General features: G+C 54.3%; 22 protein-coding genes and 5 pseudogenes. 17 read left to right on the top strand and 10 right to left on the bottom strand.

Annotation, left to right across the window (positions count from 1 at the left end):
* The first annotated feature begins 41 nt into the window (after window positions 1–41).
* Both serA and OAN307_RS23710 read left to right on the top strand, forming a co-directional pair.
* Window positions 42–1637, top strand: a complete 1596-nt coding sequence (serA, locus tag OAN307_RS23715) for a phosphoglycerate dehydrogenase (RefSeq protein WP_015501936.1) — start codon at window positions 42–44, stop codon at window positions 1635–1637.
* Between the two features lie 81 nt (window positions 1638–1718).
* On the top strand, window positions 1719–2501 hold the full coding sequence (locus OAN307_RS23710) for a metallophosphoesterase (RefSeq protein WP_015501935.1): 783 nt from the start codon (window positions 1719–1721) through the stop codon (window positions 2499–2501).
* Window positions 2502–2743: 242 nt separating this feature from the next.
* On the opposite strand, the gene OAN307_RS23705 is transcribed toward OAN307_RS23710, so the two are convergent.
* The 4 genes from OAN307_RS23705 to hslO all read right to left on the bottom strand — a co-directional run bounded on the left by OAN307_RS23705 (window position 2744) and on the right by hslO (window position 6287).
* Entirely contained in the window at window positions 2744–3457 is a 714-nt protein-coding gene (locus tag OAN307_RS23705) for an IS6 family transposase (protein ID WP_015501934.1), read from the bottom strand.
* A gap of 82 nt (window positions 3458–3539) precedes the next feature.
* A complete protein-coding gene (locus OAN307_RS23700) occupies window positions 3540–4694 on the bottom strand; it encodes a CCA tRNA nucleotidyltransferase (protein WP_015501933.1) in 1155 nt (384 codons plus the stop codon).
* A complete protein-coding gene (locus OAN307_RS23695; RefSeq protein ID WP_044044327.1) occupies window positions 4691–5287 on the bottom strand; it encodes a CoA pyrophosphatase in 597 nt (198 codons plus the stop codon). The genes OAN307_RS23700 and OAN307_RS23695 overlap by 4 nt, the downstream gene beginning before the upstream one ends.
* A complete protein-coding gene (hslO, locus tag OAN307_RS23690; protein ID WP_015501931.1) occupies window positions 5274–6287 on the bottom strand; it encodes an Hsp33 family molecular chaperone HslO in 1014 nt (337 codons plus the stop codon). Before hslO ends, OAN307_RS23695 begins: the two co-directional genes overlap by 14 nt.
* A gap of 71 nt (window positions 6288–6358) precedes the next feature.
* Here hslO and OAN307_RS23685 point away from each other — a divergent pair, with 71 nt between their 5' ends.
* Window positions 6359–6802, top strand: a complete 444-nt coding sequence (locus OAN307_RS23685; RefSeq protein WP_015501930.1) for an NUDIX hydrolase — start codon at window positions 6359–6361, stop codon at window positions 6800–6802.
* 52 nt (window positions 6803–6854) lie between these two features.
* Window positions 6855–8087, top strand: a complete 1233-nt coding sequence (locus tag OAN307_RS23680; protein ID WP_015501929.1) for an argininosuccinate synthase — start codon at window positions 6855–6857, stop codon at window positions 8085–8087.
* Window position 8088: 1 nt separating this feature from the next.
* On the opposite strand, the gene OAN307_RS23675 is transcribed toward OAN307_RS23680, so the two are convergent.
* Together OAN307_RS23675 and OAN307_RS23670 are read right to left on the bottom strand one after the other, a co-directional pair.
* Complete coding sequence (locus OAN307_RS23675; protein WP_015501928.1) at window positions 8089–8778, bottom strand: sulfotransferase-like domain-containing protein; 690 nt, start codon at window positions 8776–8778, stop codon at window positions 8089–8091.
* Between the two features lie 24 nt (window positions 8779–8802).
* On the bottom strand, window positions 8803–9597 hold the full coding sequence (locus OAN307_RS23670; RefSeq protein ID WP_015501927.1) for an IS6 family transposase: 795 nt from the start codon (window positions 9595–9597) through the stop codon (window positions 8803–8805).
* A gap of 48 nt (window positions 9598–9645) precedes the next feature.
* Here OAN307_RS23670 and OAN307_RS23665 point away from each other — a divergent pair.
* The 4 genes and pseudogenes from OAN307_RS23665 to OAN307_RS23650 form a co-directional block, all read left to right on the top strand.
* Window positions 9646–10287 (top strand): annotated as a pseudogene (locus tag OAN307_RS23665) (ISNCY family transposase); the annotation flags it as partial.
* Between the two features lie 154 nt (window positions 10288–10441).
* Complete coding sequence (locus OAN307_RS23660) at window positions 10442–10711, top strand: type II toxin-antitoxin system CcdA family antitoxin (protein WP_245540942.1); 270 nt, start codon at window positions 10442–10444, stop codon at window positions 10709–10711.
* Window positions 10711–11010: a CcdB family protein gene (locus OAN307_RS23655; RefSeq protein WP_044044325.1), complete on the top strand. Its 300-nt coding sequence runs from the start codon at window positions 10711–10713 to the stop codon at window positions 11008–11010. The genes OAN307_RS23660 and OAN307_RS23655 overlap by 1 nt, the downstream gene beginning before the upstream one ends.
* Before the next feature lie 181 nt (window positions 11011–11191).
* The gene (locus tag OAN307_RS23650) at window positions 11192–11527 is read left to right on the top strand and encodes a hypothetical protein (RefSeq protein ID WP_015501925.1); all 336 of its coding nucleotides are present in this window, start codon (window positions 11192–11194) and stop codon (window positions 11525–11527) included.
* A gap of 33 nt (window positions 11528–11560) precedes the next feature.
* Here OAN307_RS23650 and OAN307_RS23645 read toward each other — a convergent pair.
* Window positions 11561–11738: pseudogene (locus OAN307_RS23645) on the bottom strand (transposase); the annotation flags it as partial.
* A 49-nt stretch (window positions 11739–11787) separates the two neighbouring features.
* A pseudogene (locus OAN307_RS23640) lies at window positions 11788–12102 on the bottom strand (DDE-type integrase/transposase/recombinase); the annotation flags it as partial.
* A gap of 49 nt (window positions 12103–12151) precedes the next feature.
* Between OAN307_RS23640 and OAN307_RS23635 the strand changes: the two are divergent.
* The 6 genes from OAN307_RS23635 to OAN307_RS23610 all read left to right on the top strand — a co-directional run bounded on the left by OAN307_RS23635 (window position 12152) and on the right by OAN307_RS23610 (window position 18783).
* The gene (locus OAN307_RS23635) at window positions 12152–12865 is read left to right on the top strand and encodes an IS6 family transposase (RefSeq protein WP_015501924.1); all 714 of its coding nucleotides are present in this window, start codon (window positions 12152–12154) and stop codon (window positions 12863–12865) included.
* 58 nt (window positions 12866–12923) lie between these two features.
* A complete protein-coding gene (locus OAN307_RS23630; protein ID WP_187292524.1) occupies window positions 12924–13256 on the top strand; it encodes a hypothetical protein in 333 nt (110 codons plus the stop codon).
* Between the two features lie 39 nt (window positions 13257–13295).
* Window positions 13296–15143: an ABC transporter ATP-binding protein gene (locus OAN307_RS23625; RefSeq protein WP_015501923.1), complete on the top strand. Its 1848-nt coding sequence runs from the start codon at window positions 13296–13298 to the stop codon at window positions 15141–15143.
* On the top strand, window positions 15140–16990 hold the full coding sequence (locus OAN307_RS23620; RefSeq protein WP_144055679.1) for an ABC transporter ATP-binding protein: 1851 nt from the start codon (window positions 15140–15142) through the stop codon (window positions 16988–16990). Before OAN307_RS23625 ends, OAN307_RS23620 begins: the two co-directional genes overlap by 4 nt.
* A complete protein-coding gene (locus tag OAN307_RS23615) occupies window positions 16991–18193 on the top strand; it encodes a class I SAM-dependent RNA methyltransferase (RefSeq protein ID WP_015501921.1) in 1203 nt (400 codons plus the stop codon). It abuts the gene before it with no gap.
* Window positions 18194–18291: 98 nt separating this feature from the next.
* Window positions 18292–18783: a L,D-transpeptidase family protein gene (locus tag OAN307_RS23610; RefSeq protein WP_015501920.1), complete on the top strand. Its 492-nt coding sequence runs from the start codon at window positions 18292–18294 to the stop codon at window positions 18781–18783.
* 3 nt (window positions 18784–18786) lie between these two features.
* Here the strand turns inward: OAN307_RS23610 and dalA are convergent, their stop codons facing one another.
* Window positions 18787–19347 (bottom strand): divisome-associated lipoprotein DalA, encoded by a 561-nt coding sequence (dalA, locus tag OAN307_RS23605; protein ID WP_044045140.1) that lies wholly within the window; start codon window positions 19345–19347, stop codon window positions 18787–18789.
* A gap of 1030 nt (window positions 19348–20377) precedes the next feature.
* On the opposite strand from dalA, the pseudogene OAN307_RS28610 reads away from it, so the two are divergent.
* The 3 genes and pseudogenes from OAN307_RS28610 to OAN307_RS23600 all read left to right on the top strand — a co-directional run.
* Window positions 20378–20515, top strand: a pseudogene (locus OAN307_RS28610) (IS5/IS1182 family transposase); the annotation flags it as partial.
* A 53-nt stretch (window positions 20516–20568) separates the two neighbouring features.
* A pseudogene (locus OAN307_RS30560) lies at window positions 20569–20718 on the top strand (L,D-transpeptidase); the annotation flags it as partial.
* A 148-nt stretch (window positions 20719–20866) separates the two neighbouring features.
* Window positions 20867–21058: a hypothetical protein gene (locus OAN307_RS23600; RefSeq protein WP_044044324.1), complete on the top strand. Its 192-nt coding sequence runs from the start codon at window positions 20867–20869 to the stop codon at window positions 21056–21058.
* Between the two features lie 87 nt (window positions 21059–21145).
* Here OAN307_RS23600 and hemH read toward each other — a convergent pair whose 3' ends face one another.
* Window positions 21146–22213: a ferrochelatase gene (gene hemH / locus OAN307_RS23595; protein ID WP_015501916.1), complete on the bottom strand. Its 1068-nt coding sequence runs from the start codon at window positions 22211–22213 to the stop codon at window positions 21146–21148.
* Window positions 22214–22235 lie beyond the last annotated feature (22 nt).

Genomic DNA, 22235 nt, shown 5'->3' with positions numbered 1-22235 from the left:
GCGGTCCTACCCCCCCAAATTTCATTTGAAGGACGCTTAACATGGCTCCCAAAGTACTCATCTCCGATAGCCTTTCCAAAGCAGCTGTGCAGATTTTCCGCGATCGTGGGATCGACGTGGATTTCATGCCGGACCTCGGTAAAGACAAAGACAAACTTGCCAAAGTGATCGGTCAATATGATGGTCTCGCGATCCGCTCTGCCACCAAAGTCACCGCTAAACTGCTTCAAAACGCGCCGAACCTGACGGTCATTGGCCGTGCAGGTATCGGCACCGACAACATCGATAAAGACGCTGCATCCAAGGCCGGTATTATCGTGATGAACACGCCGTTCGGCAACATGATCACCACCGCCGAACACGCCATCGCGATGATGTTCGCCGTGGCGCGTCAGATCCCCGAAGCGTCAGCCTCCACCCACGCTGGCAAATGGGAGAAGTCGAAATTCATGGGAGTTGAACTGACAGGCAAGACACTTGGCGTTATCGGTGCGGGCAATATTGGTGGCATCGTGTGTGATCGCGCGCGCGCCCTGAAGATGAAGGTCATGGCCTACGATCCCTACCTCGGCGAAGAAAAGGCCGATAAAATGGGCGTGCAAAAGGTTGAATTAGATGAGCTGTTGGGACACGCAGATTTCATCACTCTGCACGTACCGTTCACTGACCAGACCGCCAATATCCTGAGCCGTGAGAATATTGCCAAGACCAAAAAAGGTGTGCGTATTATCAACTGCGCCCGTGGTGGTCTGGTTGATGAAGCCGCCCTTGCCGATGCGCTGAAGTCCGGCCAAGTAGCCGGCGCCGCGTTTGACGTGTTCGAGGTCGAACCTGCAACCGATAGCCCGCTGTTCAACCTGCCCAATGTGGTTGTAACTCCGCATTTGGGCGCGGCGACCACAGAAGCGCAGGAAAACGTAGCGTTGCAGGTCGCCGAACAGATGTCGGATTATCTGATGACGGGCGCCGTGACCAACGCGCTCAACATGCCGTCTGTAACAGCCGAAGAAGCCAAGGTCATGACGCCGTGGATTTCACTGTCTGGCCACCTTGGTAATTTCATCGGCCAAATGACGGATGAACCGATCCAAGCCATTAATATCCTGTTCGACGGATCCGTGTCCGATATGAATCTTGCTGCGCTTACGGCGGCGACAATTGCTGGCATCATGAAGAAAGCGAACCCCGACACCAACATGGTCAGCGCGCCAGTGATCGCCAAAGAACGCGGCATCAAAATTAGCACGACCAAGCAGGATAAAACTGGCGCGTTTGACGGCTACATAAAGGTCACGGTTGTCACATCCAAACGGGAACGTTCCGTCGCTGGCACGGTCTTCAGTGACGGCAAACCGCGCTTTATCCAGATCAAAGGCATCAACATCGACGCCGAAATCGGGGCGCATATGATCTACACCACCAACGAAGACGTGCCCGGCATCATTGGCACCTTGGGTCAGACCATGGGCAAACATAACGTCAACATCGCAAACTTTACTCTGGGTCGCTCTGCGGCAAATGGCGAAGCAATTGCGCTGCTGTACGTGGACGAAGTGGTGCCTGCGGCTACACTGAAAGAACTCGAAGCAACAGGCATGTTCACGCAGGTCAAGCCGCTCACATTCGACGTTGTTTAAGACTATTTTTACCCCTGTCTTTGTCTCCTAAATATCCTGGGGGAGCCGAAGGCGGGGGCAAAGCCCCTAGAAAGGCCAACTATGTTCTATGCTTTCGGCGATATCCATGGACAGATGACGCAGCTTGACCGCGCTTTGGCGCTGATCGATGCCGATGGTGGCAGCGATGCGGACCTGTTCTTTGTTGGTGATTTGGTGGATCGCGGCCCTGATAGTCGTGGCGTTATTCAAACGATCATGAACGGGCAGAGCGCGGGCAGGCCTTGGCACTGCATCCTCGGCAATCATGATCTAATGTTTCATCAGTTCGTAAAGACCGCGAACGTGTTGCATCCTCAAATCCTGTCAGGCAAAACTTGGCTGCACCACCGTCTTGGCGGCGTGCGGACTTTAGCGTCTTACATGCAAGGGGTCGAGTTGGACCATCCCGACTGGATCAGCTGGGATCACGCAAACGAACACGGATTGGACCCAGCGTCAGACAGCTTGTTGGCTGCATTTTCGGATGCGGCTAAAGACGCGGTGCCTGCTGCCCACCTCGATTGGATCGCGGCGTTGCCGTCATTCATCAAGGCGCCACACGACCACATCTTTGTGCACGCAGGAATTCGCCCCAACGTTGCGATGGAAGACCAAACGCAAAGTGATCTGATCTGGATCAGGGATGGCTGGCTGGATCACACCGATCAACTGGACGCGATGTATGTGCACGGCCACACTGCGCTGGATTTTCCGCAACATCACGGTAACCGGATCAATATTGACGGTGGCGCAGGCTATGGCCGGCCTTTGGTACCGACGTTGTTTGACGGCACAGGCTGGTTCACATTGGACGACAGAGGTCGCACGCCACTGCGCCCCTAGATCGCGCGTGTCATGCGGTGACGGGTTTGGCCGTCTTTCGTGGGTGGGAACGACTTTTCAAGCGCGAAACCCGCTCGTTCCCAAAACGCACTGCCTTTGGAGTTATTATCTAGAACGGCAACCAGCTGGCGGGTTGATCCGCGCCCGCGTGCAAGAGTTGTTGCGTGAGCGAGAACATGGGCCCCAATACGGCATCGTCAAGTTGTCGGCGATCTTCGCAACGATAGCCCGGACGCCGGATCTCAAGCAGCCTTCAGCACTCGCGTGATGTCGTCCCAGATCCAATGGGCGTCGGCTCTGGACTGACGGTAGCAAGCGGCTGAAAGCGTGTGGCGGCGGTGGCGGAAGACATTTTGGATTTGATCGTGGACGGAGAGAAATTGTTGCGCTTGGCGGGGTGATTTGAACCGACCCATGCATTTTTCTCGCCGCCGGGTCGGCCTGTGCGACCCTTCGGATCGATTGTTGAGTCTCTTATGGCTTCGGTGCTCGATGCCTAGAGCGAGGTCCTTTAGTGCGGCCCCGTAGCTTCGGAGTTTGTCCGTCACAACGACCCGTGGCGCGCCAAATGTTTTGAATAGCTTGCGGAAAAACCGATCCGCGGTCCGTTTATTTCGCCGAGACTGGACGAGGATGTCCAGCACATCGCCGTTGCTGTCGACAGCGCGCCATAGCCAATACTTCTTGCCGTTTATCGGAAGGACAACTTCGTCCAGGTGCCATTTGTCCGCCACTTTGGGTCGATCTCGGCGGATCACCTTGGCATATTGTGATCCGAATTTCGCTACCCAAGCGCGGATGGTCTCGTAGCTGACTATAATCCCGCGTGCTGCCAGCAAGTCCTCGACATCGCGCAAACTCATGGGAAATCGGTGATAGGCCCAGACGGCGTATGCGATGATCTCAGGAGAAAAACGATGGCCTAAGAAGGCGCCAGATTGCTTGGGCTTGGTCATACGAATGCATACCCCGAAGGGAAATACCCCGCAACTTGACGATCCCAAAACAGGCCCAAAAACACAAAGCCGATCAGTGCAGTCACTGGATCGCCAAAAGATCAGGTTTTGTAAGTGTAAAACCGGATGCAATCCATTCTGATTCAAGCTGTTTGAGGCGCGCGCCCAATGCTGCGCCCGCGTAGGCTGACATCAAGTCTTTGGCTTTCACCGGGTAGGTTTGTGCACCACCAAACTGCGCCGCATCTATATCGATCTTTGTGAGGATACCGCCAGACAATGCCACCCGCAACATCAACGCTTCGATCGCAAGGTCTGCACCTAGCGCGTAGCCCAGCGGTGCAGCTTTGATGCCCGATGAGGCGCCATCACGGATGCGGCTAAATTTAGTGGTGTCGGCCTTGGATAAGCGCAACTGCGCGGTAACATCACCAGGATTTATGGCTGCAAGGCGCGTGTGCAAATGCGCAGGTCGGCCAAGTTGTTCTTGAAGGTGGACAAGCGGCGCAAGGGCAGACACGTCAGCGCCCGGCAGAAGCCTAAGCAGCACACCGCAAATTGCCATCGATGCCATTGCAGGGGCGGGGTTTGGCGCAAGGAGTGTTTTCAGAATTTCGGTCTGCACGCGTTCTTTTGCAAGGCCTTCCAGCCCATCAAGATTGCCGGCACAGGCCGCAAGCCCATCGGCATCCAGCCCCTGTTCTGGATCACCAAACCACGCATAGAACCGGAAAAATCGCAAAATCCGCAGGTAATCTTCGCGGATACGCATGTCAGCATCATTGATGAACCGCACGTGCCGCGCATGCAAATCAGAGATCCCTCCAACGGGGTCGATGACTGTGCCGTCCGGCGCACAATACAGCGCGTTCATCGTAAAATCGCGGCGCACGGCGTCGTCTTCCAACCCGTCAGAAAACGCGACAACAGCGCGGCGGCCATCGGTTTCAACATCCTTGCGGAACGTTGTGATTTCGTAGGGGCGATGATCAGCGACAACTGTAACAGTGCCATGGTCGATGCCTGTCGGGACAACCTTAAGACCCGCATCCGTCGCCAGTTTCATCACGACATCAGGCCGCGCATTTGTCGCGAGATCCAAGTCAGCCACATGCATATCGACCAGAGCGTTGCGAACACAGCCGCCGACGAAATAGACCTCATATCCCGCATCGACCAGCATCCCCGTCACCGCTTTGGACGCATCCGTGTTCAACCAATTTGCGGTAAGTTTCATTCAGTCGACACCTCAGCCATTGCGCGCAGAATACGCGCCGTTGCGCCCCAGATATAATAGGGGCCGTAGGGGACGGTGTAATAATAGCGTTTTTGCCCGCGCCAATCGCGGCTTTCAATACGATAATTCGCAGGTGTTAAGACGTGGCGCAGCGGCACGGTGAACACCTCATCCACTTCGCCGGGTTCAGGTCTGAACGTCAGATCATCAGGCACCATCGCAACAATCGGCGTTACGCAATAGTTCGTGATAGTGTCATGACAGGGCAATTGGCCAAGGATCGTAGCCCTCGTTGGATCGAGCCCGATTTCCTCCTCCGCCTCGCGCAACGCAGTGTGGGTCAATTCGCGGTCAGTATCATCCTTGCGGCCCCCCGCAAACGCGATCTGCCCAGGATGGTGCTTCAAATGGGCCGCGCGTTTTGTAAGGATGAGTTGCCCGCTTTCCGTCACTGCGATCAACACGGCAGCGGGTTTCAGAATGCGCCCTTCTGGCAAAACCACACGTGGATTCAGATCAAAGTCTGACGTTGCCTGCGCTGCGTTTTCAATGCAGCGGCAGAGCTTCTTTTTCAGGTCTTCAGGGCTTGGCATCCGGCGCCGTTTTATTGGACTCATCTGTCGCTTCAAAACCCAAAGTATTAGGATGAAAGACATAATGCGACCCACAGAATTGGCAATCGGCAGTGACGGTATTTTGTTCGGTGGTCATATGCTTGATGTCCTTGGCCGAATAGATCGACAGGGACTGGCGCACTTTGTCGGGTGAGCACGAACAGCCAAATTGCACCGGCTGCGGATCAAACACGCGCGGGGATTCTTCGTGAAATAAACGCACCAGTAATTCTGTCGGCTGCACTGTCGGACCGGTCAGTTCCATTTCTTCCGCAGTGCGCAAAAGGGTGGTGGCACGGGTCCAGTTTTCGCCTTCGCCCTCATCCAGAATATCAGCGGCAGTGAGTAAACCATCATCGCCCACGGGCCCATCTGCAACGGACGGGGACGCCTTGGGCATTGCCTGCAACATGATTCCTCCAGCACGCCAGGATTCCGCCCCACCAGGGACAGACACCTTACCATATGTCAGCTGGAACGCTGTCGGCAGCTGTTCGGATTGTGCGAAATACGCCTCAGCACAGGCCGACAACGATTCCCCAGCTATCGGTGTGATCCCTTGGTAAGGAACCGTGCCTTCGCCTTGATCAATCAGGATCGCAAAATAGCCGTTGCCTACCTGACTGAAGGGGTGCCCAGTCGGGTCGATTTTGTCTTTGTCATAGCTGGCATAGGCGCGCACGCGGGCCGGCTTGCCATCGTTGGTCGGGCCATAATAATCTGTCGCGATCAAACGCGCGGGACCATCACCGCGCACTTGCAATGACAGCTTCCAACGCAGCTTGATCGTCTGGCCAATCAACGCAGTCAACAACGCCATTTCTGCCACCAATGCCTCGATGGCTGGGGGGTAGTCATGCTGCGACAGCACATTGTCCAACACACCATCAAGACGCGCAATACGTCCACGGATATCAGAGCGGTCAAGCTGAAACGGCAAAACGGTATCATCCCAAGCGATGTTTGATGCGATGGTCATTGGGGTTCCCTAACAAGTCTAAGGTTGGCATACCGCCTCCATATAGGTGCCACAAGGGGAGGAAAAAGGGCATGATTAAGCGCTACGGCGAACGGGTTGACCCCGCTATGCACTACACGCCGCGCCCCGGCGCCTATGTGATCTTGCAGCGCGGACGTGATTTACTGCTGACGGTGCAGGATGGGGACAGACTTGAACACCCTGAAATACAACTGCCCGGTGGTGGGATCGATGCGGGCGAACAGATTTTACCGGCGCTGCACCGTGAAGTCATGGAAGAAACCGGCTGGCGGATGGATAAGCCACGCCGCATAGGGGTCTACAAACGCTTTGTTTTTATGCCGGACTACGACATGTGGGCGGAGAAAATCTGTACTATTTATTGGTCGCGACCAACGCTGTGTTTGGGATCACCTTTAGAAGGCAATCACACAGCGGTTTGGGTTCCAATAAACGATGCCCCTGCCCTCCTGTCCAATGATGGTGACGCCGCGTTCGTGGCCAGCTTGCTCTAATCCGGAAATCGGAGTAACTCGCGGACGATTAACGCTCAGGAGCCTTACGCCAATGTCTAAAGTTACCGCACCCAAAAAAGTCGTCCTCGCCTATTCCGGTGGTTTGGACACGTCAATCATTTTGAAATGGTTGCAGACAGAATACGGATGCGAAGTCGTGACGTTTACCGCCGACCTCGGCCAAGGGGAAGAGCTTGAACCTGCGCGCGCCAAAGCTGAGTTGATGGGCATCCCGCCTGAGAATATCTACATCGAAGACGTCCGCGAAGAGTTTGTGCGCGATTTCGTTTTCCCAATGTTTCGCGCCAATGCGGTCTATGAAGGGCTGTATTTACTTGGTACGTCCATCGCTAGACCCCTGATTTCAAAACGTTTAGTTGAGATCGCGGAAGAAGTCGGCGCAGACGCAGTGGCACACGGCGCAACGGGTAAAGGCAATGATCAAGTACGGTTCGAATTGGCCGCCTATGCGCTGAACCCAGACATCAAAGTCATCGCGCCGTGGCGTGAATGGGACCTGTCATCGCGCACCAAGTTGCTGGAATTCGCCGAAGAACATCAGATTCCCGTCGCAAAAGACAAGCGCGGCGAAGCGCCTTTTTCTGTTGATGCGAACCTACTGCACACTTCGTCCGAAGGTAAGGTTCTTGAAGATCCCGCAGAGATGGCGCCGGATTATGTATACCAGCGCACAGTTGCACCAGAAGACGCGCCGAATGAGCCTGAATTTGTTGAGGTCGGGTTTGAGCGTGGCGATGCGGTTTCGATCAATGGCGAAGCGATGTCACCAGCTACAATCCTCGACAAACTCAATGAGTTAGGGGGCAAGCACGGCTGTGGCCGTCTTGATTTGGTTGAGGGTCGTTTCGTTGGCATGAAGTCGCGCGGCATCTATGAAACGCCCGGTGGCACTCTGCTGCTTGAGGCGCACCGTGGCATCGAATCTATCACGCTGGATCGCGGGGCTGCGCATTTAAAAGATGAGCTGATGCCGCGCTATGCAGAGCTGATTTACAATGGTTTCTGGTACTCGCCCGAGCGCGAAATGTTACAAGCCGCAATTGATAAATCACAGGAACATGTGACCGGAACAGTGAAGCTGAAGCTCTACAAAGGATCCGCGCGTACCGTTGGACGTTGGTCCGATCATTCCTTGTATTCGGAGGCGCATGTGACCTTTGAAGACGACGCAGGTGCCTACGATCAAAAGGACGCAGCGGGGTTCATTCAGTTGAACGCGCTACGCCTTAAGCTTTTGGCCGCGCGCAACAAGAGAATGAAGTAAACTACTGAAACCATTTAAGTTTTTCATAGTATGGAAGGGCGGCGTCGAGCAGATCGGCCGCCGCGCCTTCCAAATGTGGCAACGGCCCTTCGGCACCCACGAAACCGGTGCTTTGATGCACCGCATTATACCAGTGTGAGGCCCAGATCCCATCGTATGGGCGTGGGCCTGCAGGCCAGTTCAGCATTGCAGAATTAAACGGCAGCTTGATCTGCTGGCACAGGTTTTTCAACGCATTTTCAGGGTCTTGGCGAATGTCAGCGCTGTCGATTACAATACCACCGACCGTGTTAAATAGCGCAGTTTGTTGCAGATATCCGAGGTCTTCAAGCGTGGGGTTTTCGCGCTTCGCGACGTAACTTGCGATAACGCGGGCGGGGTGGCGGATCAGGTGAATGTTCACGCAGTCCTTGGCCCAGTCCAACGGGAACCGATCCAGCATATGATGTGGCATATGTTTCATATACTTATGCGATTGTTCACCACCGTTCTCACAGGCCATCGCCACCTGTTCAGGATCAGTTTGATGGGCCGCTTGAATTGCATCCGACATAGGATGCTCCAGTCCAGTCGCAGCCGAATAAGGGGCATAAAACGGTTCGTCCATCACAGTAAAATCCGCACGGTTTGCAAAGGAATACATCAACGCGGTCGACAGGTTGCGTGGGCCAGACCAGACGGCAATTTTCATATTTTACTCGAACTTTGACAAAACTCAGCCATGGATGTGCATGGCTTGTACAGGCATCGTCAAGTTGTCGGCGATCTTCGCAACGATAGCCCGGACGCCGGATCTCAAGCAGCCTTCAGCACTCGCGTGATGTCGTCCCAGATCCAAATGGGCGTCGGCTCTGGACTGACGGTAGCAAGCGGCTGAAAGCGTGTGGCGGCGGTGGCGGAAGACATTTTGGATTTGATCGTGGACTGAGAGAAATTGTTGCGCTTGGCGGGGTGATTTGAACCGACCCATGCATTTTTCTCGCCGCCGGGTCGGCCTGTGCGACCCTTCGGATCGATTGTTGAGTCTCTTATGGCTTCGGTGCTCGATGCCTAGAGCGAGGTCCTTTAGTGCGGCCCCGTAGCTTCGGAGTTTGTCCGTCACAACGACCCGTGGCGCGCCAAATGTTTTGAATAGCTTGTGGAAAAACCGATCCGCGGCCCGTTTATTTCGCCGAGACTGGACGAGGATGTCCAGCACATCGCCGTTGCTGTCGACAGCGCGCCATAGCCAATACTTCTTGCCGTTTATCGGAAGGACAACTTCGTCCAGGTGCCATTTGTCCGCCACTTTGGGTCGATCTCGGCGGATCACCTTGGCATATTGTGATCTGAATTTCGCTACCCAAGCGCGGATGGTCTCGTAGCCGACTATAATCCCGCGTGCTGCCAGCAAGTCCTCGACATCGCGCAAACTCATGGGAAATCGGTGATAGGCCCAGACGGCGTATGCGATGATCTCAGGAGAAAAACGATGGCCTAAGAAATCGCCAGATTGCTTGGGCTTGGTCATACGAATGCATACCCCGAAGGGAAATACCCCGCAACTTGACGATCCCGTGCAAACAGCTCTCAGGCCAAAGGGCGTGTTGAACGGGCCAACTGCACATTGCAGGGTCGTTTGGTCAAAAAACTCAGGCTCGCAGGTATCTGTGATATGGAGACTGCCAATGCATTCTTGCCCAGTTATACAGATCGCTATAACGCCAAGTTGGCAAAGGTGCCGCGTCGCGCTGACAACCTGCATAGGGCTATGAATATTGAGCCCGACCGCCTGCGCGATGTCTTCTGCTTTAGGGATGAGCGCCTTGTCAGCAAACAACTTGCCTTCGCTTATGAGCGTCAGCGGATCATCCTTGCTGAGAATGAGATCACACGCGGCCTACCTGGCAAATATGTCGATACATTCGCGTTCCCTGACGGCCAGTTTGAGGTTCGATGGAAGGGCGTTTCGATCCCCTACACCGTCTTCGACAAAGATCGGCGCGTGACCCATGCCGCCATCACCGAGAACAAACATCTCAGCGCCGTCCTGGAACATATCAAAGCTGAACAGGACAAAGCGCCTCCAAAGAAACGGCGCGCTGGAAAACAAGCGACACGGTACCAGCCAACCGGAAAACGCAACGACGGCTGGAACTCAAAGCTTGCACGCAGGGCCAAAGAAAAGGCTGATGCAACATCGCCACACGTGGCCGAGTGACCCAATCCGCATGGCTGTTCAGGGCTGCGATATATGACGTCTTCACCCTGCCCAGCCAAGCTAACGACACCGAAAGTGGGACATTTCTACTTTGCACAACCTCGGACAGTTCAACTTGGTTGCGACACAATATATATGCGCATGATTGACGTGCATGTTTCTGAGTGATATCCTGTTTAAAGGAGACCTGCCCATGAATGCTCAACCCCGAAAGCCTACGAACTTGTCGCTCGATGTCGCTTTGCTCATTGAAGCCAAGCAGCTGAAGGTGAATCTGTCGCGAGCGGCAGAAGAGGGGGTTCGAGTTGCTGTTCTAGCCGTCAAAGCGGAGCAGTGGAAAGCTACAAATGCTGCCGCGCTCAGGAGCTCCAACATCTACGTAGAGAAGCACGGTTTGCCGCTCGACAGTTTCCGCCAGTTCTGATGGCCAAATATGACGTGTTTCCCAATCCATCCGGTGATGGCTTCATCTTGGACGTGCAAACCGATCTTCTGAGCGATCTTAATACGCGGGTCGTTGTGCCGCTCTTGCCGCAGTCTAGTGCTCCGAAGGCTGCGACGAGGCTTAATCCAACGTTCGAGATTGATGGCCGATCCGTCGTCATGGTCACTCAATTCCTGGCTGCTGTTCCGATCGGAATTCTTAAATCTCCAATTTGGAAGCTCGATGAGGAATTTGAAAAGATCACGATTGCTGTCGACATGCTCATGCAGGGTTTTTAACCCCGACCTGCCGAACAAACTACGTCTCTGGTCGCACTAAGGCATCTTTCTTGGCCCTGTCCATGATGCCCTCAGCGATAAGTGGCACTACATATGGTGGTCTGCGTAATCAGCCATGCTATACTTGCTTTTGTTCCGATTATGTTCCATATTAGACTCCACACGACCGAGGAGCATGACAATGCAGCAATTACATTTGGAAGAATCCGATACCGCAGCAGGTAGCCATGACTACCATGTTCTGCCTGCGACAGAAAAACAGATCCTTTTTGCTCAGCAGATCGCAAAACGTTCAAACATTGATCTGCCGGATGATGCATTGGCGGATCGCCAACGGATTTCGCGCTGGATCGACACACATAAGTCTGCAGTGCCAGTCACGCGGTTCTCGAACTACCCGTCGTCCAAGCAAGTCGGCTTTGCAGAAAGGATCGCTCGCATCAAACGGCGTGATATCCCGCATGAGTGCTTTCGGGACCGTGGAATGATGTCAAAGTGGATCGATAGTAATTTGTAGTGGGGGTTACATTAAGCTTTTGTAAGTGAAGGACTACCGGCTGACGCCGGTAGCATCATTTAGAGGAATGCAATTCCAGATACTGCGTGATGATGTCGTCAGTCACATTTCCAGAGATGGTTGAGAAATATCCGCGTGCCCAAAACCGCCTGCCCCAGTAGCGCTTGCGCAACTCAGGGAATTCCATCTGGATGCGGCGCGACGAGCGGTTCTGTCGCAAAGTTTCAGCTTGGCTGAAGGACGGTCTTCATTGAACACAATTATGCAGCGAGGGTGGCAAACTGCGTGAATGGTGAGACCCCAGCTTGGCCAAGCTGGCCTTTGCGGATCATATGCGCGGTTTCGATCTCAGCTAACGTTGCGGTTACGGAATGGAACGCCTTGAAGCCGAGCATAGGACGTGTGATCCGCTTGATAAAACGGTGGTCCTGCTCAACTATATTATTGAGGTATTTGGACTGAACGATACCTATCAACTGGCCAACTCCCGTGAATTTGAGGATGACGTTTAGACTTTGGAGGCCAACCAAATTGGCGCCGCTCTTGTCGATGGCAATGCGACTTGGGACACCGTTCGGGGGATCGTCAAGTTGCGGGGTATTTCCCTTCGGGGTATGCATTCGTATGACCAAGCCCAAGCAATCTGGCGCCTTCTTAGGCCATCGTTTTTCTCCTGAGATCATCGCATACGCCGTCTGGGCCTATCACCGATTTCCCATGAGTTTGCGCGATGTCGAGGACTTGCTGGCAGCACGCGGGATTATAGTCAGCCACGAGACCATCCGCGCTTGGGTAGCGAAATTCGGATCACAATATGCCAAGGTGATCCGCCGAGATCGACCCAAAGTGGCGGACAAATGGCACATGGACGAAGTTGTCCTTCCGATAAACGGCAAGAAGTATTGGCTATGGCGCGCTGTCGACAGCAACGGCGATGTGCTGGACATCCTCGTCCAGTCTCGGCGAAATAAACGGGCCGCGGATCGGTTTTTCCGCAAGCTATTCAAAACATTTGGCGCGCCACGGGTCGTTGTGACGGACAAACTCCGAAGCTACGGGGCCGCACTAAAGGACCTCGCTCTAGGCATCGAGCACCGAAGCCATAAGAGACTCAACAATCGATCCGAAGGGTCGCACAGGCCGACCCGGCGGCGAGAAAAATGCATGGGTCGGTTCAAATCACCCCGCCAAGCGCAACAATTTCTCTCCGTCCACGATCAAATCCAAAATGTCTTCCGCCACCGCCGCCACACGCTTTCAGCCGCTTGCTACCGTCAGTCCAGAGCCGACGCCCATTGGATCTGGGACGACATCACGCGAGTGCTGAAGGCTGCTTGAGATCCGGCGTCCGGGCTATCGTTGCGAAGATCGCCGAAAACTTGACGATGCCCTTTGGATGGCGTGGAGACTGTGGCATGCACAACCTGTGCAAGCCGGCGACACCGACCGCCCCTTTACGTTTATTCAGGCGATCTTGTTCCAATGGGTAAACCCGAAAATATGGGTCGTTGCGACATCTGCGTCCGCGATGATCGCAGCCCTGTCACCGATGGCGCAGGCGACCACCCTCGCCGTTACGTTCTCGGCCACCAACCTTTGCGTTTGCCTGTTTTGGACTTATGCAGGTAGCATGCTAAAAACACTTCTTGCGGATGCGTCGAAGTGGCAGATTTTTATGCGTTTCATGGCTATTGCGTTGGTGATATTTTCAGGGCTGGTTTTCCTATGACCTAATCCGGTCTATATCGGCTAGAGAAAGGACATTGCCGTGTTCCGCTTCTTTGAAAATCTTGTCGACCCCTATGAGGCGTACGCCGAGGACGACGTTCCCCCAACGCGTCTTTGGCCGTTCCTGTTGACCTACGTGCGTCCTTTTAAACGGGTGTTCTGGGCCGCTGGAATCATGTCCGTCGTCGTCGCAACCGTCGAGATTTGGCTGATCGCCTACATGGGTCGTCTTATCGATCACATCGCACCGGGCTCGGAAGGCACCGTTTGGACCGACCATGGATGGGAATTCTTCTTTGTGGCGGTGTTTCTGCTGACGTTGCGCCCACTGTTGCAGATCGTCGATGTGGCCTTGTTGAACCAATCCATCATCCCGAACTTTGGGACCATCGTGCGCTGGCGTGCACATCGCCACGTGTTGCGTCAGTCTGTCGGCTGGTTTGAAAATGACTTTGCTGGTCGCATCGCCAACCGCATTATGCAGACACCCCCCGCAGCCGGAGAGGTTGCGTTTCAAGTGTTTGATGCGGTGACATTCTCGCTCGCATATATCATTGGTGCCGGTGTCTTGTTGGTGGGCGCTGACCCGCGGTTGTTGCTGCCACTGTTGATTTGGTTCGCGCTTTATATCGTCTTGATGCGTTGGACAGTTCGGCGTGTGGGCCCAGCAGCTAAGGCATCATCTGATGCACGATCTGAGGTCACGGGTCGTGTTGTGGACAGTTATACCAACATCCATTCCGTCAAAATGTTTGCGCACCATGATCGTGAAATCAACTATGCACGCGAGGCGATTGAAAACACGCGCTCAGCCCTGCAACGCGAAATGCGGCTGTTTTCAATTATGGACGTATCGCTTGTCCTGCTAAATGGTGTCTTGATTGTTTCGGTTGTCGGATGGGCGCTGTGGTTATGGTCCGGCGGCTTGGCGACGGCGGGTATCGTTGCGACGGCTGCGGCACTTACCTTGCGGCTCAACTCAATGACGGGTTGGATCATGTGGGCGGTGACGAGCCTGTTCCAGAACCTTGGGGTTATTTCCGAAGGTATGGAAACGATTGCCCAGCCCATCACGTTGACCGATGCGACTGGCGCCAAGCCATTGCAGGTCACGGGTGGCAGTTTGGAAATCGAATCTCTGAGCCATCATTACGGGCGCACATCCGGTGGGATTGACCAGCTTTCGTTGACGATTGCACCGGGTGAAAAGATCGGCTTGGTCGGGCGGTCTGGCGCGGGTAAGTCAACGCTCGTGAAGTTACTATTGCGATTTTATGATGCGGAATCTGGGCGCATTTTGGTTGACGGTCAAGACATCGCAGGCGTCAGTCAGGATTCCTTGCGGCAAGCGATTGGGATGGTTCAGCAGGAAAGCTCCCTCTTGCACCGATCTGTGCGTGACAACATTCTGTATGGCAATCCGAGCGCGTCTGACGTGCAGGTGATCGCAGCGGCGAAACAAGCCGAAGCCTATGATTTTATTCTGGACCTTGAAGATGGTCAGGGTCGCAAGGGCTTTGATGCGCAAGTCGGTGAACGCGGTGTGAAACTGTCAGGCGGTCAGCGCCAACGCATCACACTGGCACGGGTGATCCTGAAAGACGCGCCGATCCTGTTGCTGGACGAAGCAACATCAGCGCTGGATTCAGAGGTTGAGGCCACGATCCAAAAAACATTGTCGGGCCTAATGGACGGCAAAACTGTCATTGCAATCGCGCACCGCTTATCGACGATTTCGCAGATGGATCGTATTGTCGTGATGGACGATGGCAAAGTCGTTGAAGAAGGCACGCACGCGGCGTTGCTTGTTCTGAATGGGCAATATGCTGGCTTTTGGGCGCGTCAATCTGGTGGCTTTATCGGCACAGACGTCGCGGCCGCGGAATGATTGCCACGTGGTATCAACAGATGATCGAGCGGCTTGGCAACCTGATCGACAGCCGGATGGAGGCCGATGGTCCGCCGCCAGATACCCTCGCGCGGTTTTTCAACTGGGCGCTGTCTGGCGCATGGCGTGTTATCGGATTGGCTGCATTCATATCTGCATTGGCGGGGGCGACCGAAGTTTTGGCGATGTTCCTGCTGGGGCGAGTTGTGGACATCGCGGCGTCGTCACAACCCATCGTCGACAGCGCTGGGCTGCTGATTGGCGCCGTCTTGTTGTTGATGATTTTGCGACCAACACTGTTTGGATTGTCCGCGTCGTTTCAGTCCGTCGTTGTTGGCCCGAACTTGTTCACGCTCGTTGTGGGGCGTTTGCATCGCTGGACATTGGGGCAGGCGGTCACATTTTTTGACAACGATTTCGCAGGACGTATTGCGCAAAAGCAAATGCAGGTGGCGCGGTCTATTACCGAAACGGTAATTGAAACTGTGAACGCGGTTTTGTTTGCGCTGGCGACCGTGATTGGCACCGCGATTCTCATCATCACAATTGACGCCCGCCTGCTGATCGTTTTGGCGTTCTGGTTCCTGAGTTACGTTGTCTTTCTTTGGGTTTTCCTGCCCCGCATACGGTCACGATCAAAGGCACGGGCAGGTGCGGCGGCGATGCTGACTGGGCAGGTTGTCGATACGATCACCAATATCAAAACGGTTAAATTGTTCGCGGGTACGCTGAATGAATCCGACGCCGCCCAGAACGCGATGCAAGACCTGCGTGATCGGGCGCTGGCATACGGAGAGGTCGCGACGCTGTTCCGCTTTGGCCTTATCACGCTCGCAGGGATTCTACCGCTTGCGATGGTGGGTTTCGGGCTATCGTGGCGCGATGCTGGCGTCACACCTGGCGATCTGGCGGCTATCGGGGCTGTGTCTATCCGGCTTAGCCAGATGACTGGCTGGGTAAGTTTTGTATTGATGGCGGTGTTTAGCCATATTGGTGAGGTTGAGGATGGCATGAAGACCCTGACCCCGCCGCATCAATTGACCGACAATGTAGATGCAAAGCCGATCAATGTAGCGACGGCTGAGATCGAATTTCGCGATGTGTCGTTTCAGTACGGCGGTGCAACTGGAGGAATCGGCGGCATCAATCTGACGATTAAGGCGGGTGAAAAGCTTGGCATTGTCGGGGCGTCGGGTGCTGGTAAATCCACGCTCGTGGCGCTGCTGCTGCGACTTTACGATCCCGAAGATGGTGACGTGTTGATCGATGGGCAAGCCGTGCGCGGCGTGACGCAAGACAGTCTGCGCGCCGCCATCGGAATGGTCACGCAGGAAACAGCAATGTTCAACCGATCAGCCCGCGATAACATAAACTATGGGCGTCCGGATGCGACAGATGCGCAGATGATTGCTGCTGCTCGTAAGGCGGAAGCGCATGATTTCATCGGCGATCTTCGCGACAATATGGGTCGTGCGGGATATAATGCGCATTTGGGCGAACGCGGCGTGAAATTGTCGGGTGGTCAGCGTCAACGAATTGCACTGGCCCGTGCCATGTTAAAGGACGCGCCGATTTTGGTGCTGGACGAAGCAACATCTGCGCTCGATAGCGAAGTTGAGGCTGCGATCCAGATTGCGCTGGACCGCGCCATGGATGGCAAGACAGTTGTGGCAATTGCCCACCGTCTTTCGACGATTTCTGGTATGGACCGCATTATTGTGCTGGAAGAAGGTCGCATTGTGGAACAAGGGACGCATGAGGATCTGTTGCGACGTGCAGGTACTTATGCACGATATTGGAATCGCCAGTCTGGTGGGTTCGACAGTACGAAAGATGCGGCGGAATAAATGGGTCAGATTATAGAACGGCTTAATCAAGCGGGGCTTGGTCAATTGGTGGACGGTACACATCTGGAACGGGTTTTGCCCGGTGAGGAGGTTGAGCCGCTGCCAGACGGAACCGCGCGTATCATCACGCCAGTTGCTGATCGCGTAAAACCACCTTGCCGTCATTTCAAAAGCTGTGGTGGCTGTGCGATGCAACATGCGTCAGAAGATTTTGTTGCCGCGTGGAAGACAAAGATCGTTGAACGCGCGATGACGGCCCGTGATCTGCCGTTCCCATTCCGTACGATGCGTACGTCACCGGCGCAAAGCCGCAGACGTGCGCGTCTGTCGGGACGGCGTACGAAGAAGGGCGCGATGGTTGGTTTTCATGCGAAAGCCTCGGACGCTTTGATTGATATTCCCGACTGCCAGCTGTTGCTGCCAGCGATCTGCGCTGGATTTCCGGCACTTGAGGCGCTGACCGTTGTCGCGGCGTCTCGCAAGTCTGAGGTGAACCTGACCGTTACTGATAGTCTTGGTGGGCTGGATGTTATGGTTGAGACTGATCGCGAATTGACCGGACAACTTCGGATCGAATTGGCGGCATTGGCTGAAGCGCATGATCTGGCGCGGTTGGCGTGGAACGACGAAGTTGTCGTAACCCGTAAATCGCCGGATCAGGAATTCGGCAACACCCGTGTCGCACCGCCTGCCGGCGCATTCCTGCAAGCAACGCGTGAAGGTGAAAAATCGCTCGTTTCCGCGGTTTTAGAGACTGCATCAGGGGCGAAACGCTGCGTTGATCTGTTTTCAGGTGCGGGCACTATTACCTTGGCGTTGGCACAAATGGCTGAGGTTCATGCCGTCGAAAGCAGCTCCGACATGTTGGAAGCGCTTGATCGTGGTTGGCGTCATGCCAAAGGCCTCAAGACGGTGACAACCGAAACGCGCGATCTGTATCGCCGTCCGCTGGAACCGGATGAGTTGAACCGCTTCGATCTTGCTGTTCTCGACCCACCACGCGCCGGTGCCGATGCGCAGATCGCGACGCTTTGCGCCTCAAAGGTGCGTGACGTTGCAATGGTGTCGTGTAATCCTGTGACGTTTTCGCGCGATGCGGCGGCGCTGATAGCGGCGGGGTTCACGCTCAATTGGATCGATATCGTTGATCAGTTCCGCTGGTCGCCACACGTCGAACTCGTGGGGTCGTTCACTCGGTCGTGACGGCGCGCCCGCTATAATTTCTATGAAACTCGTCAGACTTGCGTTAATCACGCGTTCAAAACGTTAAGTTGGGCGAAAGACCGTGAGGGGCAGTTTTAATGATGAACCGAAGAACATTTACCAGCGCTGCGGCACTTTTTGCCCTGACGGCCTGTTCAAACAAATTCCGCGTTTATAACGGACCTGCGGTCACTAGTGTCGTGGTTCAAAAGGGACGCCGAAAAATGTTCTTATTGCACAATAACAAGGTGCTTGAGCAGTATGAATTCGAGCTTGGCTTCGCCCCCACTGGTCATAAAAAAACCGAAGGCGATGGGCGTACACCGGAAGGTGCGTATTATATTGACCGAAAAAATCCGAACAGCAGGTTCTATCTGTCCATAGGTATTTCGTACCCGAACGACGCCGACCGCGCCCGCGCCCGTGCCATGGGTAAATCACCTGGCGGTGACATCTTTATTCACGGCACACCCCGCCTATCGCTTAATCGCGATGATTGGACGGCGGGTTGTTTGGCGGTGACGGACCGCGAGATGGAAGACATCTATGCGATGGTAAATGTTGGAACGCCGATTTTCTTGTATGCCTAGGCGTTATTGCAAGGGAACTGGATTTTCCTGCGCGATGGTCCCGCGCCGGTTTGCGTTGGCCAGAACCAACGTCCACCAAATTTTTCCGTTTCCTTCCTGAAACCACGCAATGCCCATTTCTGTGGCATTGTTATCCAGTAGAACAGCTCGCGTGTTGGGCTCGCGCATCCAAGCGCCAAGCGTTTCAATTTCGGTCTCATAGGTTTCGGAAATGGTCTCCCCGGTCAATGATCCGTTGTAGCCGACACGCCGCAGGCGATCGATCGGGGACGATCCATCAGATCCAAAGTGCCAAGGACGATTTTGTACCGACATATCGCGGGAATGCGTTGCTGCGGCTGCGTTCAGCTGTGCGTTTAACTGTACTGTCGGGGCACCAGCGGCGCCGCGTAGCGCGTTTAGCCCGTCCAACATACGGAACTGGATGTCATCAGCGTCTTGCGGCCCGATTCGATAGACCTGTGCCAGCGGAAGCCCGTCAGGGCCGATTGTCGCCAGCTGGGCACCACCACAAGCAGCCAGACCAAAAGCCAAAGAGCCAAGAATAAATGAACGGCGAAGCATATTAGCACCTTTATCGATTTCTTTTGCTTTACCCGCTCGGACGTCGCGTTTCAAACCCACATCGGCTTGAAGCGGCCCAAATAGGGTCAGTTTGATTGCTGAGCGCGATAAATGCATCATATCATGCACGTAACTGTATGAAAATGTATGGGGGATCGACCCATGAAAAACAAACCGTTCGCACGTTCAACCGACGGGGCTTCTGAGTGACATCGGTAGCCGCCGTTGGCACGGCTGCTGTCGCACAGACCGAGAATACGACGGATATTGAGAATGACATTTCATAGACGATTAGCCGGATGTGTGGAGTTTACGGACACTTGACTGGCAGCCACACTTTAGCACCATCAACGTTGGCGAGATCCTTGTGGATTTCCAATCTCGGGCGCTGCACTTCTGGAATTCAGGCCAAACGGACTACACACTCTACCCAACATCGGCGCCACTAAGTGCAGATTTAACCCAAACAGGTCGCAAAGAAGTCGTCCGTATGGTCGAACGACCAATCTGGCGTCTGACACCATGAATGCTGGAAAGAGACCCCGAATGGCCTGAATTTATTGGCCTCAGCCCAGACAATCCGTTTGGGACGCATGTACTTTGTCTGTCTTGAAGGTGTTGTTGCACAAATCGCCTGAGGGGATTCATGTTGTGAATCCAGAGTGCCATGAGTAGCCGGACACCAACGAGTTAAAAGACCAAGAATTGGTCGAACTATGACCTTTCTCTGACGCGTCGAGGGTGCCTTTTGATCTGGTTCAACGCAGAGATGGTGTGGGATGCAATGCCTTCCACTGCCCGGCAGGGTATTGCGCAGCAATGTCCCGAAAGGGGGGCGCAAAATACAAATAGGTATCGAAAGGGAAGCACTTGAAATACGCGCAATTGAGGCAACGAGCAGCGGCATTGCGCTCTCTCGTGCATGCTTCGCATACCCTGCGGGCAGCGGCCACGCCCGGTGCGAGGGCGCGAAACGAAGCAGTCCACTGCGCGGTAGTCGCCGCTTGCGGCGATGAGAGGCGGGCAGTGAATGAACTGTGTCAAATTGCTTGGTCGTCGCCTTTCGGCGCGAGACTTCGACCGGTAGGTTGCGCAGATCCAAATCTGTGCCGAAATCCTAAATTGCTTCACCGCCCTTGGGATACCCCGAACCGAGGCTTTAGGCTGAATCTGTCAGGCGTAAGGGGAAGACTGACGTCAAGCCGATTTGTGTAACAAAGCCTGTCTTGGACCCACTATCGCATCCATGGCACGCACGACACGCGCAAAATTGGTCGAACGTCATCAAACCTCCGCATCGGCCTTTGTAATGAGCACATTTCTGAACTGTTCGGGATGACCGATGTTGGCACACAAGTGTTGCCGATTTGACGACATTGCGGCGAACTTGTGGAACGTGACCTACTTATATCTTTGCAATAGGCTGGTTTTCATGATCTCCCAATATAGAGGGATGTCTTGGGTGCCCATGGCTTACACCTCACTTTATTTGCCGTGGGCAATAACTTGGAGAAATAAAATGAAAAAATTCGCACTTGCTGCTGCATTCGCTGGCGCCGCTTCTACTGCTTTCGCCGGAAACATTTCCGAGCCAATCATGGAAATGGCACCTGTTGTTGTTATGGAAGAAACTGCTTCTTCTTCGTCCGCAGGCCTGATCATTCCACTGATCTTGATTGCATTGATTGCTGTTGCTGTGTCTGCTGACTAAGTCTGCATCGACAGTTATTATTTAAAAGGCCGCTCCTTTGGGAGCGGCCTTTTCATTTTGGGGCTCAGTTCTGTTGGGCGCCTCGACTTAGTCGAGCCAGCCCTGCAAATTCCGCTGAACGATACCTGACAACGCATCAATGTGCGCAGGGCTATCGTTGAGACACGCGATATACGTAAAGTGTTCGCCACCCGCGTGCTCGAAGCTCTCTTTGATCTCTTCGTTGATTTCTTCCAGTGTTTCGATGCAGTCGGCGGAAAACGCAGGCGCACAGACTGCAATGTTGGTCTTACCCTTTTCTGCCAATCGCGCGACTTCTTCGACCGTGTAGGGTTGAAGCCATTTTTCAGGACCGAATCGGCTTTGGAATGTGGTGATAATTTTGGTGTCGTCCCAGCCAAGCCGCTCTTTCAGCAGGCGGGTCGTTTTCTGACATTGGCAATGGTACGGATCGCCTTCACGCAGATATCTCTGTGGGACCCCATGATATGAACAAACCAAGACTTCCGGCTTAATGTCTGCTTTGGCGTACGCTGTCTCAACAGATTGTGCGAGTGCATCGATATAGGCGTCATCTTCGAAATATGGTCCCACGATACGTGCTATGGGCTGCCATTTCTCTTTCATCAAGACGCGAAAGAACTGGTCGTTGGCGGTGGCAGACGTCGCACCTGCATAATGCGGATAAAGGGGGAAAAAGAGAATCTTTTGGCACCCGGCCGCGATCATCTCCTTTACCTTAACTTCCGTCGACGGGTTGCCGTAGCGCATGCAAAAATCGACGATCACATCATCGCCGTACACGTCTTTCAATTGTTCCTTCATCGCAGCGGTTTGCTGTTTGGTGATCGTCAAAAGCGGGCTTTCGTTGGCTTCTTCGTTCCAGATGCTTTTGTAGGCAGCCCCACTGGTAAAAGGACGTTTCGTCAGGATCACCAGCTGCAACAGTGGCTGCCAAACCCAAGCGGAATAATCGACCACCCGCTTGTCGCTCAGGAATTCACCAAGGTAGCGCCGCATGGACCAATAGTCGGTCCCGTCAGGTGTCCCGAGGTTCGCCAGCAGAACGCCAACTTTTGGAGGCATCATTTTTGGGTGGTCGGCTGGCGCATGTTCTGGACACTGCGCAGCATCAATCGATTTGGTGTCAGACATTAGTCTTCCTCGTTATCATGCT

Source organism: Octadecabacter antarcticus 307 (assembly GCF_000155675.2).
Taxonomy (GTDB): Bacteria; Pseudomonadota; Alphaproteobacteria; order Rhodobacterales; family Rhodobacteraceae; genus Octadecabacter; species Octadecabacter antarcticus.
Note: the sequence above shows the minus strand (reverse complement) of the source record. Positions and strands in the feature narration are given on the sequence as shown.

What these genes read in the sequence shown, in the direction of transcription:
- dalA (WP_044045140.1), bottom strand. Translation starts at nt 19,347, where the DNA reads ATGCTTCGCCGTTCATTTATTCTTGGCTCTTTGGCTTTTGGTCTGGCT.
- OAN307_RS23655 (WP_044044325.1), top strand. Translation starts at nt 10,711, where the DNA reads ATGGCCAAATATGACGTGTTTCCCAATCCATCCGGTGATGGCTTCATC.
- OAN307_RS23670 (WP_015501927.1), bottom strand. Translation starts at nt 9,597, where the DNA reads ATGACCAAGCCCAAGCAATCTGGCGATTTCTTAGGCCATCGTTTTTCT.
- OAN307_RS23635 (WP_015501924.1), top strand. Translation starts at nt 12,152, where the DNA reads ATGACCAAGCCCAAGCAATCTGGCGCCTTCTTAGGCCATCGTTTTTCT.
- serA (WP_015501936.1), top strand. Translation starts at nt 42, where the DNA reads ATGGCTCCCAAAGTACTCATCTCCGATAGCCTTTCCAAAGCAGCTGTG.
- hslO (WP_015501931.1), bottom strand. Translation starts at nt 6,287, where the DNA reads ATGACCATCGCATCAAACATCGCTTGGGATGATACCGTTTTGCCGTTT.
- OAN307_RS23610 (WP_015501920.1), top strand. Translation starts at nt 18,292, where the DNA reads ATGATGAACCGAAGAACATTTACCAGCGCTGCGGCACTTTTTGCCCTG.
- OAN307_RS23620 (WP_144055679.1), top strand. Translation starts at nt 15,140, where the DNA reads ATGATTGCCACGTGGTATCAACAGATGATCGAGCGGCTTGGCAACCTG.
- OAN307_RS23685 (WP_015501930.1), top strand. Translation starts at nt 6,359, where the DNA reads ATGATTAAGCGCTACGGCGAACGGGTTGACCCCGCTATGCACTACACG.
- OAN307_RS23710 (WP_015501935.1), top strand. Translation starts at nt 1,719, where the DNA reads ATGTTCTATGCTTTCGGCGATATCCATGGACAGATGACGCAGCTTGAC.
- OAN307_RS23680 (WP_015501929.1), top strand. Translation starts at nt 6,855, where the DNA reads ATGTCTAAAGTTACCGCACCCAAAAAAGTCGTCCTCGCCTATTCCGGT.
- OAN307_RS23600 (WP_044044324.1), top strand. Translation starts at nt 20,867, where the DNA reads ATGAAAAAATTCGCACTTGCTGCTGCATTCGCTGGCGCCGCTTCTACT.
- OAN307_RS23660 (WP_245540942.1), top strand. Translation starts at nt 10,442, where the DNA reads ATGTTTCTGAGTGATATCCTGTTTAAAGGAGACCTGCCCATGAATGCT.
- OAN307_RS23705 (WP_015501934.1), bottom strand. Translation starts at nt 3,457, where the DNA reads ATGACCAAGCCCAAGCAATCTGGCGCCTTCTTAGGCCATCGTTTTTCT.
- OAN307_RS23675 (WP_015501928.1), bottom strand. Translation starts at nt 8,778, where the DNA reads ATGAAAATTGCCGTCTGGTCTGGCCCACGCAACCTGTCGACCGCGTTG.
- hemH (WP_015501916.1), bottom strand. Translation starts at nt 22,213, where the DNA reads ATGTCTGACACCAAATCGATTGATGCTGCGCAGTGTCCAGAACATGCG.
- OAN307_RS23695 (WP_044044327.1), bottom strand. Translation starts at nt 5,287, where the DNA reads ATGCCAAGCCCTGAAGACCTGAAAAAGAAGCTCTGCCGCTGCATTGAA.
- OAN307_RS23650 (WP_015501925.1), top strand. Translation starts at nt 11,192, where the DNA reads ATGCAGCAATTACATTTGGAAGAATCCGATACCGCAGCAGGTAGCCAT.
- OAN307_RS23630 (WP_187292524.1), top strand. Translation starts at nt 12,924, where the DNA reads ATGGCGTGGAGACTGTGGCATGCACAACCTGTGCAAGCCGGCGACACC.
- OAN307_RS23700 (WP_015501933.1), bottom strand. Translation starts at nt 4,694, where the DNA reads ATGAAACTTACCGCAAATTGGTTGAACACGGATGCGTCCAAAGCGGTG.
- OAN307_RS23615 (WP_015501921.1), top strand. Translation starts at nt 16,991, where the DNA reads ATGGGTCAGATTATAGAACGGCTTAATCAAGCGGGGCTTGGTCAATTG.